Origin of the sequence: Muribacter muris, assembly GCF_004569585.1 — a bacterium.
In the GTDB taxonomy this organism is placed as follows: Bacteria; Pseudomonadota; Gammaproteobacteria; order Enterobacterales; family Pasteurellaceae; genus Muribacter; species Muribacter muris.
The window spans coordinates 109,624-125,339 of the sequence record NZ_SPPA01000002.1 but is presented as its reverse complement, the minus strand read 5'-3'; the positions used below and the strand labels follow the sequence as shown (position 1 = coordinate 125,339).

19 protein-coding genes are annotated in these 15,716 nt (G+C 45.5%); 11 read left to right on the top strand and 8 right to left on the bottom strand.

The annotated features are described in order from the left end of the window. Positions 1 to 65: 65 nt before the first annotated feature. The gene (gene rpoZ / locus E4T80_RS01495) at positions 66 to 347 is read right to left on the bottom strand and encodes a DNA-directed RNA polymerase subunit omega (protein WP_047976253.1); all 282 of its coding nucleotides are present in this window, start codon (positions 345 to 347) and stop codon (positions 66 to 68) included. 163 nt (positions 348 to 510) lie between these two features. Here rpoZ and E4T80_RS01490 point away from each other — a divergent pair, with 163 nt between their 5' ends. Then, positions 511 to 1,848 (top strand): esterase-like activity of phytase family protein, encoded by a 1,338-nt coding sequence (locus E4T80_RS01490; protein ID WP_135054297.1) that lies wholly within the window; start codon positions 511 to 513, stop codon positions 1,846 to 1,848. 60 nt (positions 1,849 to 1,908) lie between these two features. Here the strand turns inward: E4T80_RS01490 and E4T80_RS01485 are convergent, their stop codons facing one another. From E4T80_RS01485 to rsmC, 5 genes are all read right to left on the bottom strand, one after another. Next, positions 1,909 to 3,324, bottom strand: coding sequence for a basic amino acid/polyamine antiporter (locus tag E4T80_RS01485; RefSeq protein WP_135054295.1), 1,416 nt, complete (start codon positions 3,322 to 3,324; stop codon positions 1,909 to 1,911). Between the two features lie 19 nt (positions 3,325 to 3,343). Beyond that, positions 3,344 to 4,240 (bottom strand): homocysteine S-methyltransferase family protein, encoded by an 897-nt coding sequence (locus E4T80_RS01480; protein ID WP_135054374.1) that lies wholly within the window; start codon positions 4,238 to 4,240, stop codon positions 3,344 to 3,346. A gap of 241 nt (positions 4,241 to 4,481) precedes the next feature. Continuing rightward, positions 4,482 to 5,573 carry a redox-regulated ATPase YchF gene (gene ychF / locus E4T80_RS01475; RefSeq protein ID WP_135054293.1) on the bottom strand — a complete coding sequence of 364 codons (1,092 nt, stop codon included), beginning with the start codon at positions 5,571 to 5,573 and terminating at the stop codon, positions 4,482 to 4,484. Positions 5,574 to 5,693: 120 nt separating this feature from the next. Further along, the gene (pth, locus tag E4T80_RS01470) at positions 5,694 to 6,281 is read right to left on the bottom strand and encodes an aminoacyl-tRNA hydrolase (RefSeq protein WP_135054291.1); all 588 of its coding nucleotides are present in this window, start codon (positions 6,279 to 6,281) and stop codon (positions 5,694 to 5,696) included. A gap of 74 nt (positions 6,282 to 6,355) precedes the next feature. Next, complete coding sequence (rsmC, locus tag E4T80_RS01465; RefSeq protein ID WP_135054289.1) at positions 6,356 to 7,345, bottom strand: 16S rRNA (guanine(1207)-N(2))-methyltransferase RsmC; 990 nt, start codon at positions 7,343 to 7,345, stop codon at positions 6,356 to 6,358. Between the two features lie 82 nt (positions 7,346 to 7,427). Between rsmC and E4T80_RS01460 the strand changes: the two genes are divergently transcribed. From E4T80_RS01460 to E4T80_RS01430, 8 genes are all read left to right on the top strand, one after another. Next, positions 7,428 to 7,847, top strand: coding sequence for a DNA polymerase III subunit psi (locus tag E4T80_RS01460; RefSeq protein ID WP_135054287.1), 420 nt, complete (start codon positions 7,428 to 7,430; stop codon positions 7,845 to 7,847). After that, entirely contained in the window at positions 7,844 to 8,281 is a 438-nt protein-coding gene (gene rimI / locus E4T80_RS01455) for a ribosomal protein S18-alanine N-acetyltransferase (protein ID WP_135054285.1), read from the top strand. Before E4T80_RS01460 ends, rimI begins: the two co-directional genes overlap by 4 nt. Before the next feature lie 108 nt (positions 8,282 to 8,389). Next, complete coding sequence (locus E4T80_RS13365; RefSeq protein WP_228064853.1) at positions 8,390 to 8,572, top strand: hypothetical protein; 183 nt, start codon at positions 8,390 to 8,392, stop codon at positions 8,570 to 8,572. A gap of 73 nt (positions 8,573 to 8,645) precedes the next feature. Continuing rightward, the gene (locus E4T80_RS01450; protein ID WP_228064852.1) at positions 8,646 to 9,725 is read left to right on the top strand and encodes a HipA domain-containing protein; all 1,080 of its coding nucleotides are present in this window, start codon (positions 8,646 to 8,648) and stop codon (positions 9,723 to 9,725) included. Beyond that, entirely contained in the window at positions 9,722 to 10,069 is a 348-nt protein-coding gene (locus tag E4T80_RS01445; RefSeq protein ID WP_228064851.1) for a helix-turn-helix domain-containing protein, read from the top strand. Before E4T80_RS01450 ends, E4T80_RS01445 begins: the two co-directional genes overlap by 4 nt. Positions 10,070 to 10,076: 7 nt before the next feature. After that, positions 10,077 to 11,396 (top strand): ATP-dependent RNA helicase SrmB, encoded by a 1,320-nt coding sequence (gene srmB, locus E4T80_RS01440; RefSeq protein WP_135054283.1) that lies wholly within the window; start codon positions 10,077 to 10,079, stop codon positions 11,394 to 11,396. A gap of 141 nt (positions 11,397 to 11,537) precedes the next feature. After that, positions 11,538 to 12,602: an MFS transporter gene (locus tag E4T80_RS01435; RefSeq protein WP_135054281.1), complete on the top strand. Its 1,065-nt coding sequence runs from the start codon at positions 11,538 to 11,540 to the stop codon at positions 12,600 to 12,602. Between the two features lies 1 nt (position 12,603). Beyond that, the gene (locus E4T80_RS01430; RefSeq protein ID WP_135054279.1) at positions 12,604 to 12,978 is read left to right on the top strand and encodes a CrcB family protein; all 375 of its coding nucleotides are present in this window, start codon (positions 12,604 to 12,606) and stop codon (positions 12,976 to 12,978) included. 310 nt (positions 12,979 to 13,288) lie between these two features. Here the strand turns inward: E4T80_RS01430 and manA are convergent, their stop codons facing one another. Together manA and E4T80_RS01420 are read right to left on the bottom strand one after the other, a co-directional pair. Continuing rightward, entirely contained in the window at positions 13,289 to 14,491 is a 1,203-nt protein-coding gene (gene manA / locus E4T80_RS01425; RefSeq protein ID WP_135054277.1) for a mannose-6-phosphate isomerase, class I, read from the bottom strand. Continuing rightward, entirely contained in the window at positions 14,488 to 14,943 is a 456-nt protein-coding gene (locus E4T80_RS01420; protein WP_135054275.1) for a DUF986 family protein, read from the bottom strand. The genes manA and E4T80_RS01420 overlap by 4 nt, the downstream gene beginning before the upstream one ends. 287 nt (positions 14,944 to 15,230) lie before the next feature. On the opposite strand from E4T80_RS01420, the gene E4T80_RS01415 reads away from it, so the two are divergent. Further along, complete coding sequence (locus E4T80_RS01415) at positions 15,231 to 15,419, top strand: DUF5397 family protein (protein WP_047976511.1); 189 nt, start codon at positions 15,231 to 15,233, stop codon at positions 15,417 to 15,419. Between the two features lie 5 nt (positions 15,420 to 15,424). Next, positions 15,425 to 15,703: a virulence factor gene (locus tag E4T80_RS01410; RefSeq protein ID WP_047976510.1), complete on the top strand. Its 279-nt coding sequence runs from the start codon at positions 15,425 to 15,427 to the stop codon at positions 15,701 to 15,703. Positions 15,704 to 15,716 lie beyond the last annotated feature (13 nt).

Below are 15,716 nucleotides of genomic sequence, written 5' to 3'. Positions count from 1 at the left end.
GGCAGTGGGAAATACAACGTGAAGACGTTTGCATTATCCACTGCCCATTTCTGCAATGGCGACAACTAGGCTTTTGCTTGAACGTCCGCGAGGAAAGAAATCGCTTCTCTTTCTGCCACTTCTTGCTTAAGCGCTTCAATATTCTCTTGCTGATCCATAATTTGATTATTAATCAAGCCTTCCTCGATCTCACGCAATGCAATCACGGTCGGTTTATCGTCTTCTTCCGGTACAAGCGGTTCACGAGTGTGAAGCTGTAATTGTCTTGCACGGCGTGCTGCGGTTAAAATTAAATCAAAACGATTGCCAATTTTCTCTACTGCGTCTTGTACGGTAACACGAGCCATTATCTACTCCGAATGTTGCAAAATTTGGGAATGTAAAAGGTCGGGCATTATACCGAACTTATTAACCGGATACAATTCATCTGCCGTATTTTATCGCTGTCATTTAATTGTCAAAAATTATTTTTATACTCCGTCTATCCCCACCATTGCAAAAGGACATCAAATGACATACGCCAAACTATTCACATTCATCAACACTGCGGTTTTATTTAGCCTTACCACAATTGCCGCCCCCCAGAAATTTGAAGCACAGCTCGCAGGCCACGCTATTTTGCCCGCACAAACCTTTATTGCCACCCCAAAAGAGGCGGGCGAGCATTTTAACCTCAGCGGTAAATTCACCCAGCCGGGTAAGCGGCTTGATACGCCTTACAGTCAATCGGCTAAATCCGGACAATTTCGCCAAACCAATCTTAAATTGCCTTTTGAAAATCAAGCAGTACAAGGGCATTCCGGTATCAAAGTGATGCCGGACGGCACAGTTTGGCTGCTGACCGATAACGGCTTCGGCACCAAGAAAAACTCTGCCGACAGTGCTTTATTTATCAATCAGTACCGCATTAATTGGGAAAAGGGTAATCTTGAGCGGCTACGCACAGTATTCTTGCAAGATCCGCATAAAATCGTCCCGTTTCCGATCCAAAATGAAAATACCGCCGCCCGTTATTTAACCGGAGCGGACTTCGACCCTGAAAGTATTCAGATCCACAACGACCATTTTTGGATTGGCGAAGAATTTGGGCCTTATCTGCTCGAAGCCGATCAAACGGGCAACATTGTCGCCATTTATGACACGCTGCTCGACAGCCACCCGCTACGCTCTCCCGATAATCCGGCGCTCACGCTGCCGTCCTCGCCTGACAAACCCTTGCCGGACTTTCAAGTCAAACGTTCAAAAGGCTTTGAAGGAATGGCAAAATACGGTTCAACGCTCTATCCAATGCTTGAAGGCGCATTATGGGACAACGAAAAACAGCAATATGAAAATGTGAAAGGTAAGCATTACTTACGCATTCTAGAATTCGATTTCGACCGAAAAGCCTACACGGGCAAAAGCTGGCAATACCCTTTGGAATCCAATCTCCACGCCATCGGCGATTTCAATATGATCAACGCACAATACGGGCTGGTGATTGAACGGGATAACCTTGAAGGCACAACCGCCTACCCTTGCCAAAGCGATGATAAAACCCACTGTTTCGATCAACCGGCAAAATTTAAGCGTATCTACAAAATCCGCTTGGCAGACAACGGTATTGCCGAAAAAATCGCTTACATTGATTTAATGGACATCGCCGATCCCAACAAGATTGCCCGCAACCCCCTAGTGAACGGGCGGTTTGTTTTCCCTTTCTTTACTATTGAAAATGTGGATATCGTCGATGAAAATCATATTATTGTCGGCAACGATAATAACCTGCCTTTCTCCGCCAGCCGAGAGCCGAACACCGTTGATGATAACGAATTGATCTTATTGAATGTCGGCGAGTTTTTAAAATAATTTGCACAAAATGGGGGAGAACCGACCGCTTGCTGATTTAGCGGTCGGTATTTTGCCGGATTATGCCCAAGTTACCGAAGTCAATCCGTTATAGACGGTCCCCATAAATAAAATGCCGATAATTACCAGTATCATTTTTTCACTGCGGCTTAGATTCAACTTTTTACCTTGAGATTGATAGCGTGAATACAGGAATAATCCAATACCCGGCACATAGAGTAACACCGAGAGCAGCAGGTAATCCAAACCTGCGGCATATAAAATCCAAAGCCCGTATAGTGTGGCGATAAATCCGGTTAATTTAATGTACCATTTGCTGTTTTGTTGAACGGCTAACTTTAACAGGTAAGCGCCGATTAAAAGGTAAGGCACTAAAATCATTGAGGTTGAAATGAGCAATAATGCGTTGTAGCTTTTGCCGGTTAGTAATACCAGTATTAGACACAGTTGAACGACAAATCCGGTAAACCATAGGGCGTTAATCGGTGTGCCATTGGCATTACATTTATCCAAGATTTTAGGAAACGCGCCGTTTTTCGCCCCACGATAAGGCACTTCGGCGGCATACATCGTCCAACTGATATAAGAGGCTAATACCGATACAATTAAGCAACAGGTAATGATAATTTTTCCCGATGAACCGATGATATGCGCCAATAACCCTGCCATAGAGGGATTAGACATTGCGGCAATCGTTTCGCGGGGTAAAATCCCTAAGGAAAGCACCGTAATCGCAATATATAATGCTAGGGCAATGATAATGCCTAATACCGTTGCGATGCCGACGTCCGAGCGTTTTTGAGCGTGGGCGGACAGCACGGAAGCGCCTTCAACGCCGGTAAACACCCATAGGGTAATCAGCATTGTATTTTTGACTTGATCGGTGATGGGGCTATTTAATTGCAAGGCTTGCGTATCTTGGTTGAAAGTATCCGGTGAAAATGCCCAAATTGCCAAGCCGATAAACAAGATCAACGGAAACACTTTGACAAAAGTGGCGATAAGATTGACCGTTGCCGCTTCTTTTACACCCTTAGCAATTAAAATATGCACTAACCAAAGGATAGCGGAAGAGCCGATAAACGCTGCCACCGTATTGCCTTGCCCGAAAATAATCCGATCGGGGCGATCGGTAAAAGTCCCGATGCCTTCAAACGCCACCACTAAATAGCCGACAATGCCGATAGTCGCACATAGCCAATATCCCCAAGCCGACATAAAGCCCATCAGTTCACCAAAACCTTCACGGGCATAAGTATAAATGCCACCGTCTAAATCGGGGCGTAAGCGGGAAATAAAGAAAAAACAAAGCCCTAAGAAAATGATACCGACGCCGGTGATTGCCCAACCAATCATCAGCGCTTCCGCACCGGCAACTTCCGCCATATTTTGCGGCAAGCTGAAAATACCCGAACCAATCATTGAGCTTAGCACTAAAGCCGTGAGCGAAATTAACCCGATTTTTTTGTGAGACATCCTGTTCCCCTATTTTAGTTTAGTGATTGTTTAAATGTTTGGACAAATAGCGGATATGTTCTGTGCCGATACCACAGCAACCGCCGATAATTGTAGCCCCTGCCTGTTGCCACGTTTTTGTCCATTGATAGTAGGCAGGCGGATCGAGATCGGCCCGTACCTCGTCCAAGCCGTCATTTGCGGTCGCATTTTTCGGCTGCGGTGCAAAAGCATTGGCGTAAGCACCGATTTGGATATGTTCTGCATTATGTTGAATAAGAGTTTGGCGGGTGATCCGAAGTGCTGACGCAATCACTTCGGGCTGACAACAATTAAATAAAATTGCCCCAACCGCTAATTCAATCATTTTTTCGACCGCTTGCTGCACTGTTTCCCCCGAGCGTAAGCAAGGTTGTGCAGAGAGTTCGTCATCTTGTAAGGTAAATGAGACCCAGAACGGACGGTTATCCGGTAGTAACGGCTTGATCGATTGCGGTTCAATGATGCTACTTTGGGTTTCGCATAACCAAATATCCACATAAGGCGAAAGCCCTTGAATAAGCGGTAATGCAATCTCATTCACCCGTGTGGCTTGAAACAAATCGGGACGGTAAGAACCAAATAACGGCGGGATCGAGCCGGCAATTTTGACACCCGCAACGTTCGCCTTTTTCACCGCATTGCGCGCCAGCTTCCCCGCTAAATCTGCGAGGGTACGGCTATCGGTTTTAAATCGCTGTTCGCCGATATGAAAGGGAACAACCGCATAGCTGTTGGTGGTAATAATGTTGGCCCCGTTCAGAATAAAATCTTCGTGTACCTGCTGAACCGCCGCAGGTTGCTCATAAAGAGCCAATGCCGACCATTCAGGCTGGCGAAAAGGTGCATTCAGCCGCATTAATTCACGGCTCATTCCACCGTCAAGGATAGTGATCATCGTTGTGTTCTCAAACAAAAAGTAAAAAAAGACCGCAAAAACGCGGTCAAATTAAGCGGTATTATGTAGCGAATGCACAAAAATAGCCATTTTAACAGAATGTAGGGACACATTGCGTGTGTCCTTTATAAAAATCAAATTATTTCAATAGGTTAAAATCCGGACACACTCAGTGTGCCCCTACAAGTGAACAAAAACAACTTTGTGCAACTGCTACATAAGATTGAAATTAAGATGATTATTAAACATTAAAGCGGAAGTGCATTACATCGCCGTCTTGCACAATGTAATCTTTCCCTTCCAAACGCCATTTACCCGCCTCTTTTGCGCCGTTTTCACCTTTAAATTGAATGAAATCGTCATAGGCAATCACTTCGGCGCGGATAAAACCTTTTTCAAAATCGGTGTGGATCACCGCCGCCGCTTTCGGTGCGGTTGCGCCGACCGACACCGTCCACGCCCGAACCTCTTTAACCCCTGCGGTAAAGTAAGTTTGTAAATTAAGTAACGCATAACCGGCACGGATCACACGGTTTAAGCCCGGCTCTTCAATGCCGAGATCCTGTAAAAACTCGGTTTTTTCGTCATCGTCCAGCTCGGCAATTTCCGCTTCAATCGCCGCACAGACCGGCACAACCACCGAGCCTTCTTTCGCAGCAAATTCACGCACTTTGTCAAGGTAAGGGTTATTTTCAAAGCCGTCTTCGTTCACATTGGCGATATACATTGTCGGCTTTAAGGTTAAGAAATTGTAGCCCTTAATGGCGTGCAGTTCTTCCTTATCCAACGCAACAGAGCGGATCATTCCCGCATTCTCAAGCACCGGCAGGATTTTTTCCATAATGGACAGTTCAAATTTTGCCTCTTTATCACCGCCTTTCGCCCGCTTTTGTAAACGCTGAATGGCCCGTTCGCAACTGTCTAAATCCGCTAACGCTAATTCAGTGTTGATGGTTTCAATATCGTCAAGCGGGTCGATTTTGCCGGCAACGTGCACAATATCATCGTTTTCAAAACAACGCACAACGTGGCCGATCGCATCGGTTTCACGGATATTGGCTAAAAATTTATTGCCCAGCCCCTCGCCTTTACTTGCACCGGCAACCAATCCCGCTATATCGACAAACTCCATTGTGGTTGGCAATACCCGCTCCGGCTTAACGATGTCTGCCAACGCATCAAGGCGGGGATCAGGCATCGGCACGACGCCGGTGTTCGGCTCAATGGTACAAAACGGATAGTTTGCCGCTTCAATACCGGCTTTAGTCAGCGCATTAAATAAGGTCGATTTGCCCACATTTGGCAAACCGACAATTCCACATTTAAATCCCATAGTGTTTCCTTTATGATGATGTTATCGGGCAATGATGATACCGATAATAAATTGATAAACAGTGAATTTTTTCGCCCGCTTGTTTGTGCAAGCGGTCAGTTTTCGGGCATTTTGTGCAAACTAGGCAGCCTTAAAGGCATTCAATCGGTTGGTGGCTTTGACAATCCCCTCTTTACACAAAATTGCCATACAGCGTCCCGCTTCATCAATCGCCGCATCGATCAGGGGTTTATCCGTTGGCGAGGGTTTACCTAAGACATAGGCAGCCACCAACTCTTTATGCCCCGGATGCCCGATACCGATACGGATACGGTAAAAGCTGTTGCGATTGCCAAGGGCGGCGATAATGTCTTTCAAGCCGTTATGTCCGCCGTGTCCGCCGCCTTGTTTAATTTTTACCGTGCCGGGCGGCAGATCCAATTCATCGTGGGCGACCAAAATTTCCTCTGGTTGAATGCGGTAAAAATTTGCCAACGTCCCTACCGCTTTGCCGCTTAAATTCATAAAGGTGGTCGGCACTAATAGCCGCACTTCGCCCTGTGGTGTGTTGATTTTCGCCGTTTTGCCAAAATATTTCGCCTCGTCTTTCAGGCTCACATTATGTTGGCGGGCAATCTCATTCACCAACCACTCCCCTGCGTTATGGCGGGTATCTTCATACTTCGCACCGGGGTTGGCAAGCCCGACAATCAGTTTAATTTGCGACATTCTATTCACCTTGCACATAAAGGGTGATATTGTAGGCAAAATGCCGACATTTCACAAGAAAGAAACCGTTCGCCCTAAACCCGTGCCGAATAGACCTTAAATTTGGTCGATTTTGCCAGCACTTTATGTGAGCCGAATGCACGGTCAAGCAAATCCGGATAAGGTAAAAATGCATTAGCAACAAGGCGAAGCTCGCCGCCACGGTTAAGGTGGTTTTTCGCCTGCGAAATCAGGGTTTCCACCGCTTGATAGGCGGTATCTACGCCATCGTGAAAAGGCGGGTTGGACACGATTAAATCAAATTTGCCTCCAATATGGGAAAACACATCGCTGGCAATGACGTCGCCCGCCAGCTGATTTTCCGCCAATGTACCTTCGCTTGAAGCGATCGCCATTGCGTGAATATCGGACATTGTGAGCGCAATCGTCGGACATTTCTGTTTGAGACTTGCGCCGATCACCCCCGCACCGCAGCCGAGATCCAAGATTTTGCCGCTGAGGTTCTGCCCTTCAAAACTCGACAAAAGCAATTTTGTGCCATTATCCAGTTCTGCCGAGCTAAACACTGCCGGTAGCGCAAAAATCTGTAAACCGTTCTGCAAGCGGTAGGATTTCCAGAATGTTTTGCAATCAAAGGCAGGTTGCGTGCGAAGTTTAAATTGGTATAAGCCGCAGCGTCTTGCCGAGTCGATTTTGTGAATATCACCAAAAGGCGCAAGGATTTTTTCCGCCGAACGCACACCGGCACGATTTTCGCCGATAATCAGCATCGTCTGTCCGATAGGGGCTTGTGCAAGCCATTGATAGAGCTGAAATTGACATTCTTGCTTATTCTTCGTCCAATAAAATACCGCCAAATCCGCTTGATTTCGACATTCAAAACCAAATTCTACATCTTGATATATACGGGCATAATCAAAATAACTACTAAAAATAGCGACTTGTGAGGCTAACGGGCGGATACGATCGGCAAACCGATCCCGTACATTGCCAAACAGTAAAACGGATTGCCCGTTAAAGCGATCTAAATGGCGTTCTAGCACTTCACTTTCGAGTGATAACATAAATTTCCTGTTTTTATACAAAATCATTTCGCCATTCTACCGATTTTTGCTAACATTCCCCACCGTTTTATGAGGAAAAAGAATGAACCGGCGTGATTTACTGCTAAACGAAATGAATATTGCCCAATGGGTATTGAGCAAGCCTCAAGTACTGAAAGGCGATGCCCAAATTCGTTTAAACGCAGCAGTTAAATTGGTGGTGGTTTGCGATGAGGATCACCGAAAAAGCCGCTTTTTCCAAGATGTATTACGGACATTAGCGCTGAATGTATCGCAGTATCAATGGCTCAACGTGGAACAAGCCCTACGGCTGACGTTCACGCACGAACCAATTATTTGGTGCATTCAGCCCGACTCGCAAGCGGTGCGATTAACCAAAAAATTTACCAATCAGCCCCTTTGGCGCATTTCAAGCTGGCAGGCATTACACACACCTGCTGCCAAACGCCAACTTTGGCAGCAAATGCAACCTTTCTGCCGACACATTGAGGATAACCTGTGATTGAACCCATTGCGGCTACCGATTTCGAGCAGCTCTTTGCGATTGAGCAACGTGCCCATTTAGTGCCGTGGTCAAAAGGCACACTGCACAATAATCAGGGGGAACGTTACCTCAACCTCAAATTCAGCGTGGATAATCAGATTGTGGCGTTTGCCATTTGCCAAACGGTGTTGGACGAGGCGACCTTATTCAATATTGCAGTTGATCCGGCTCATCAAGGCAAGGGCTACGGCAAGCAACTGTTGCAAGGTTTAATTGAACGTCTTCGCCAGCAAGGTATCATCACCCTATGGCTTGAAGTGCGTCAATCTAATCTCATCGCCCAGCAACTTTATCAGCAGCTCGGCTTTAACGAAGTCAGCTTGCGTAAAAATTACTACCCGACCCCAAACGGCGAATGGGAAAATGCTGTGATAATGGCGTTATATTTGTAACATATATCACCCATTAAAATATAAAACATCATATTGTGTTACTTATAACTATCACTAATATATTTTTATCGTTATAATGTGTCATATTTCTCACAATAAGGATAGGCTATGCCTGAATCATTAACATTTCAAGCCTATATTGACGGCAGTTGGAAAACTATTGCCACACTTGATTTTAATGTTGATTATTCGGTTAAGACATTGACCTATTTATATGATTTAGAAGAGATTTTAGGCGATAATCACAAGGCGGTATCGCTCAATTACCCTACTCTCGCTGTTTCCATTTGAGCCGAAACGGGATTGGTTTTATTTTTTAGACGATATTATCCCTGCCGGGGCAAGCCGCCGTTATTGGCTAAAAATGCTTGATATTAGCCATTTGCCCTTATCTCAACAGAATTATCTTCTATTAAAACAAGGGGCTATTGCGCCTATCGGCAATTTACGCATTAAACAAGCGGTTGAATCTTTCCCGAAAAATGAAACAGTCCGATTATTTGAAAAGGAGGACGTGCAAAACCGCCATACTGATTTTTTAGAATATGCAAATCAACGTGGTGCAATGGCTGGCGGTGCAACAGGTGCAGGCGTTGAAGCACCGAAGTTATTATTACGCCAAACCCAACACGGCAAAATTTGGATAGATAATTTACAACACGGCAATTCAAATGATGATTACTATTTGGTGAAATTTCCACGTGGTAAACGCAGCCCGATTGATTGTGATATTTTAAGGGCAGAATTTCATTATTATAATGAATTAGCTGCAATGGGATTTCACACCATAGATACGCATAAAATGCGCTTGGAAGAAGGGGAACGTTATCCGTCTTTGTGGTTGCCCCGCTTTGATGTGCAGGTTGATCCGCAAGGCAATACTGAACGTTATGCAATGGAATCGGTTTATTCACTGTTAGAAAAAGGTGCGGGTTCAATGTTGGATCACGAAGCGGTTATCCGACAAATCAATGATAAAATAAAACAATCTAATCTAGCCAGTATCACTCCCTTTGATACTCAAACTTTTGTGATTGAATGGCTAAAGCGGGATTTATTGAATATTGCATTTGGCAATAGCGACAATCACGGCAGAAACAGCGCTTTTTTACGCAATGCCCGGCAAATATCTCTCGCACCGATTTTCGATTTTGCCCCAATGAAAGCCGATCCCGAAGGGATTCCCCGCTCAATCACCTGGAGTAGTAAAACATCGCCGCCACTTGAATTAGGCGGAGAATATCGCTTTGATTTGATCGTACAAAGGCTTGCCGACTTATGCCCGCCTGATCGATTACTGGACGAACTACGCCAAACTGCCGAACAACTTATCGGCTTAAAAGCCCGTTTATTGGAAAGAGGCACGCCGGAGAGCATTTTAAACTTTCCTGCCATTGGTTTTGATTATTTGCCCGATAAATTATCTCGTTGGAAACTACTATGACGATGCAAGACAAGCAGACCAGAGCATCAAAAACCAAAAAAATGCTTGATATTGAGCAACGTGTACAAATGCGTAACGACATTATGAAAAAACTGCTTTTGAACCAAATAACGCTTGGGCAGGCATTAAAATCGTTACGTTTAAATTTACTGGCGGTTAAGCAGGAAGATTATGCAAAAATTGTCAAAATATCGCGTAAAACCTTGTCCGATCTGGAAAATGATAAAGGCAATTACAGCATCGAGATCATCAACCAAGCATTGCGCCCCTTTGAATTTCATATTGGCATTTTGCCGATCAACAGGCTTCAGATTAAACAAGCCTTAGAATCCGATATTAAATGAGAACGCTATGACCATTTTAACTTTTGAACAACTTGATTTAAGCCCCGAATTACTGAAAGCCGTACAGAAAGCAGGCTATAAACGTCCGACTGCTATTCAACAAAATGTGATTCCGGCGGCAATGGAAGGGCGTGATGTGTTAGGCTCTGCCCCGACCGGCACGGGTAAAACGGCGGCATTTTTACTGCCGGCCATTCAACATTTGCTCGATCACCCCCGCCGTAAACCCGGCCCGCCACGGGTGTTGGTGCTTACCCCAACCCGTGAATTAGCAATGCAAGTTGCCGAGCAGGCGGAGAGCTTAGCACAATTCACCCCTCTCAATATTGCCACCATCACCGGCGGCGTGGCTTACCAAAACCACGGTGAAGTGTTTAATACCAATCAGGATCTTGTGGTCGCCACGCCCGGACGCTTGTTACAGTATATCAAAGAGGAAAATTTTGACTGCCGCTCGGTCGAAGTACTGATTTTTGACGAGGCGGATAGAATGCTGCAAATGGGCTTTGGGCAAGATGCGGAAACCATCGCCGCCGAAACCCGTTGGCGAAAATATACCTGGCTGTTTTCCGCCACCCTTGAAGGTGAGTTGTTGGTCGATTTCGCCGAGCGGATTTTGCACGATCCGGTGCAAATCGATGCCGAGCCGAGCCGCCGTGAACGTAAAAAAATCCAGCAATGGTACTACCACGCAGATAATCTTGAGCATAAAACCAAACTCTTGGCCCGCCTTGTCAGCGAGTTCGGCATTGAACGGGGGATTGTGTTCGTACGCCGCCGTGAAAGCGTACGAGAATTAAGCGAAACCTTACGCAAGCGGTCAATTCGTGCGACTTATTTGGAAGGGGAAATGGCACAAACCCAGCGTAATCAGGCGATTGCACGCCTTAAAAACGGGGTGGTAAACTTATTGGTTGCTACCGATGTTGCCGCCCGTGGAATTGATATTGATGATGTCGATTTCGTTATCAACTTTGATCTGCCTTACAGTGCCGATACTTACCTCCACCGCATCGGGCGTACCGCCCGTGCCGGCAAAAAAGGCTCGGCCGTTTCGCTGGTGGAAGCTCACGATTATAAACTGCTCGGTAAAATCAAACGCTATACGGAAGAAGCACTCAAAGCCCGTCTCATTGAAGGACTAGAACCCCGCACCAAAGCGCCGAAAGATGCCGAAATAGCAAGCGTGAGCAAAAAAGAAAAAGCCCGTTTAAAGCAAAAGAAAGCGGCGAAAAAAGAGGCGGAAAAGAAAAAGGTGAAAATTCGCCACCGTGATAGCAAAAATATCGGCAAACGGCGTAAACCGACCTCCGAGCATTCGGCATAATCCCGTCAATATCAGGGCGCAGCCTGCGTCCTGACATTGATAATAGCGGTTGCATTACGCTCTCCCTCATCGTGCAACCCAATGCCATATTTGTTGCAAAAAAACCGTCCTAACTAACCGCGTGTCAAACCGGAGTTTCAAATGTCTTTACAAAATCTATTGTTATGGCGTCGATTTATCTCGACTTTGGCGTTCTTTTCAATGCAGAGCGTCTTTTTTGTGTATTTACAACAAAAAGGGCTTTCCAATGCCCAAATTGCCTTTTCTCTGTCGCTAATGTTCTTCTGTAACCAAGCCTTGTCGATCGTGGCGGGCATTTTGGGCGACCGCTATGGGCTGGCAAAAATGATGCTGCTCGGCTGTGTGTTTGATGTACTGGCGTACGTCTTTTTTCTCACCACCGATCACTACGGGCTATTATTAGTCGCCACTACGCTATTCGGGCTGGGCAGTTGCCTGTTTGCCACCAACGCCAGAGCCTGCCTACTCGCCCTTGCCGGTGAGGAATACCACGCAAAAACCCGCTTGCAAGGCAAGTTTTTACGGGTAACCAGCCTTTCTGCAATGGCTGCGCCGTTACTTGCGATCCCGTTTATCCATTTTGAACAAATCTACAGCCTGATTTGGTGCTGCTTTTTATTGGAGCTAGGCTTGTTGCTACTGATTGCCAAACCGTTTTACCAAATGCAAAACGAAAGTGCCCTTGTGAAATTTCGTTGGGGGCAGATTAAAGAGATCATCAATAAAAGATTTATCGCCATTCACCTGCTACTCTTTTTACCGCTGAGCGTTGCGTTATCTTTTTTTGTGATCTTCCCGTTTTTATTCGATAATAAATTAAATGCGCCGGAACATATTCCGATAGCTCTGTTTATTAACGGCATTATTACCGTAGCATTGCAATCTTATTTTTCCCGAAAAATCAATCTCACAATGGCACAACTATGCCGGATCGGCCCGTTATTAGCGGTCGGCATTATCGCGCCTTGGTTTATGGCATTGCACTACGCATCGTTATTTTCCGCCTATGCCTATTTAATCATTTTCACCTTAATTGAAGTGTATGCGCTGACGGCAATGGCAAATTTATTAGTGAAATTTGACAACGGTAAAAACAGAGGCTTTATTTTTGGTGCGTCTCGGTTATTATTATCGTCGCTTACTTTGGTTGTGATGAACTTAATCCCACATCTTTTATTAACCTAAAATGACTCATATCATCTTTATCGCCACCGGCGCTACCCTCGGTGCACTTGCCCGCTGGCAGTTGGGTCTCTGGCTGAACCCTTTATCGCAAGCGGTCAGTTTCGGCACATTATTGGCAAATTGGCTAGGTTGCTTGTTGATCGGTATTGCGTTAGGGTTGCATCTGCAAGACAGTGCCAAAGTGTTTTTTATCACCGGCTTTCTCGGCAGTTTTACCACCTTTTCAGCCTTTTCTGCCGAAGTGGTTCAATCATTACTCACACAAAAATGGCTGGCGGCAATGGGGATCGTCTGCTTACACCTACTCGGCGGGCTTGCCGCCACGCTACTGGGCTTTTGGCTGGTAAGTTATTTTACAAGCGGTCGGTTCGGCTAATTTTTTGCAATACATACGGCATTATGTAGCAAATGCACAAAAATAGACATTTTAACAGAATGTAGGGACACACTGCGTGTGTCCTTTATAAAAATCAAATTATGTCAATAGGTTAAAATCCGGACACACGCAGTGTGTCCCTACAGGCGAATAAAAAACAACTTTGTACAACTGCTACATAATATTGCGGATTTGATGAACGGACGCCGGCAGTGGCGTCCTGCGGTTATATTGGATAGTCGCTTTTATACATTGCGACTAATGTCTTATTTGGCAAAAAACGGGGTAAACTGACCGCTTGTCGAACGGATTAAGGCAAGGTGGCAATCACCGCATAGCCGTCCGTTTCGCCGATAATATCGACCTGGCTGTCGGCACTGATGAACACCGCTTCGCCTTGTGCAAGGTGGATAGAATCCTCGCCCAAATCAATGTATAAACTGCCGGACATCACCAATAAAATTGCCGCACTGGTCGCAACAAATTGCTCTTCGTCAAAAGGTTTAAACCCAAACCGTTGCAACGCAAAATCCTGTGCCTCAGGGGTCGGGTAGAGATAAAGCGGCTCATCGCCTTGATATTCTTCAATGATTTTCGGGGTAATTTCTCGGTAATCAATGGTATGCAACAGTGCCGGAATATTGACATATTTCGGGGTTAAACCGCCACGAATAACATTATCGGAGGCTGCCATCAACTCAATATTCTGTCCCCGCAGGTAAGCGTGCGGCAAGCCTGCCCCTTGATAAATGCCCTCGCCTTTGTTCAAATGCACAATATTAAACAGATAAAAACTGAGCAGCCCCGCATCTAAATTTTGCACATCAATCGCCATTGCTTCCATTGTGTATAGCACCCAATAATCCGGATTATCCGGCTTGAGTTTACCCTGTTGGTAGGCTGTTTTCTGCTCGGCAATAATCGGCAGTAACCAGTCGGCAAGCTGCGCCTGTTCGGCTTGCATCACTTCCGCATACACAGAGGACAAGCCCCGATGTTCAAGGGCTTGGGCAAGCGACATCAGGGACGGACGTTGTTTAAGCTCCGCAATCGTTTCGGTCAGCGAACGAAAGCCGTGCAGCAGCCAAAAATCCGAGAGGGCGATCATCATTTCCGGTTTGTGATTGCGATCTTTGTAGGTGCGATTTGGCGCATCAAGGGCGATGCCTTGCGCTTCCTCTTGCTCAAAACCGTATTCCGCCTCTTTTTTGGTCGGGTGAAGTTGAATGGAAAGCGGTTTTTTCACGTCCAAAATTTTCAATAAGAACGGCAATTCATCGCCGAATTGGCTGCGGGATTGTTCACCCAACAGTTTCGGGGCTTTGTCGATTACGCGATCTAACGCCAGCCATTGTCCTTCAAACTCAATCATTGAGGGCGCGCTACGATGTGCCCCCAACCAATATTCCGCATAGGGCTTGTCTTCCGCTTCGGTTAATTTGAGCCAGTTGGGGATAAAATGTTCGCCGCCCCAATCGTAATGCTGGTGCTTGCCGACTAATTTAAAAATCATTGATAACCTCCGAAAAAATTCACCACGCGTTCAACATCGGATTGCTGCTTAATCCGCACTAAAAGCCGTCTGCCGTTGTGCAAGTCGATCACTAAAATCTGTTTATCCGCTAAGTTAATTTGGCGGATTTTGGCATAATCAAAATAGACATTAGCGAAGAAAAAGCCTTGCTGCTTTAGGATTAAACGGGGGGAGCGGAAAAAAGCGAGATACAGGCAGAGCAAAATACAGATCGCCAGTAAAAACAGGGTTAGCGGTTCAATGCCCGTTTGCAGACTGTTGATGACGGTGAGGATAATCAGCCCGACCGAAATCCAGACATCAATCCCCGCTTGCCGTTGCAGCTCAACACTCAACCGATTTTCGCCTTTCAGCCTGTCCATTAAAATTTGATCGTAGAGGGCATAGGCAAAGCCCGCCAAAATGCCCAAGAGAAGAATTGCGTTCGTCATTGCAGTTTTTTATTCAAAAAAGACCGCTTGCATTGTACCACAAGCGGTCGGTTGGGTTGGATTTTTTGCGCAATTATATCGCCGTTGTCTAACACTGAATTTGGGTGAATAGGAGGGAATATCCCGTTGGTGCTTGTTTAAGCATATTACAGATTGTAGTTTACTATATCAGCAAAGGCGTAAGCCTGTGTAACATTGCATCTTGCACGGTGAAATGGTACAGTGCTTAACCAATTCAATATAACGGTGCAGCAGTAAATTGCGTTTTTATAAATAAGGAGTAAACAGTGGATATTACACAAATTCCTGTCGGCGCAGTCAAAAGTTTTGGTAGTTATGGCATTCCTTACCAAGTGGGAGAACTTGTCAAAACCTTGCCTGACGGTGATATTCTCGTCAATATTACGTTAGTACAAACTGGTGAAAAAGCACAGTACAAACTATCAAAATTATTACAAGATCCCGATGCGGAGTAAAAGAAATGTACGCTATTTCATTTGATTTAATCGTATCAGATACGGAAGAAAATCACCCAAAGGGCGTAACTCAAGCCTATTATGATATTGGTATGACATTGAAAAAATTCGGTTTTGAGCGTATTCAAGGGAGCTTATATACCAATTCAGATGAGAATATGGCAAATCTTTTCCAAGCGATGAACGCATTAAAAGCAATGGGCTGGTTCTCTAAATCCGTGCGTGATATTCGAGCGTTCAGAATTGAGCAATGGTCGGATTTCACACCAACGATGAAAGAATAAAAAACCGCCTGCA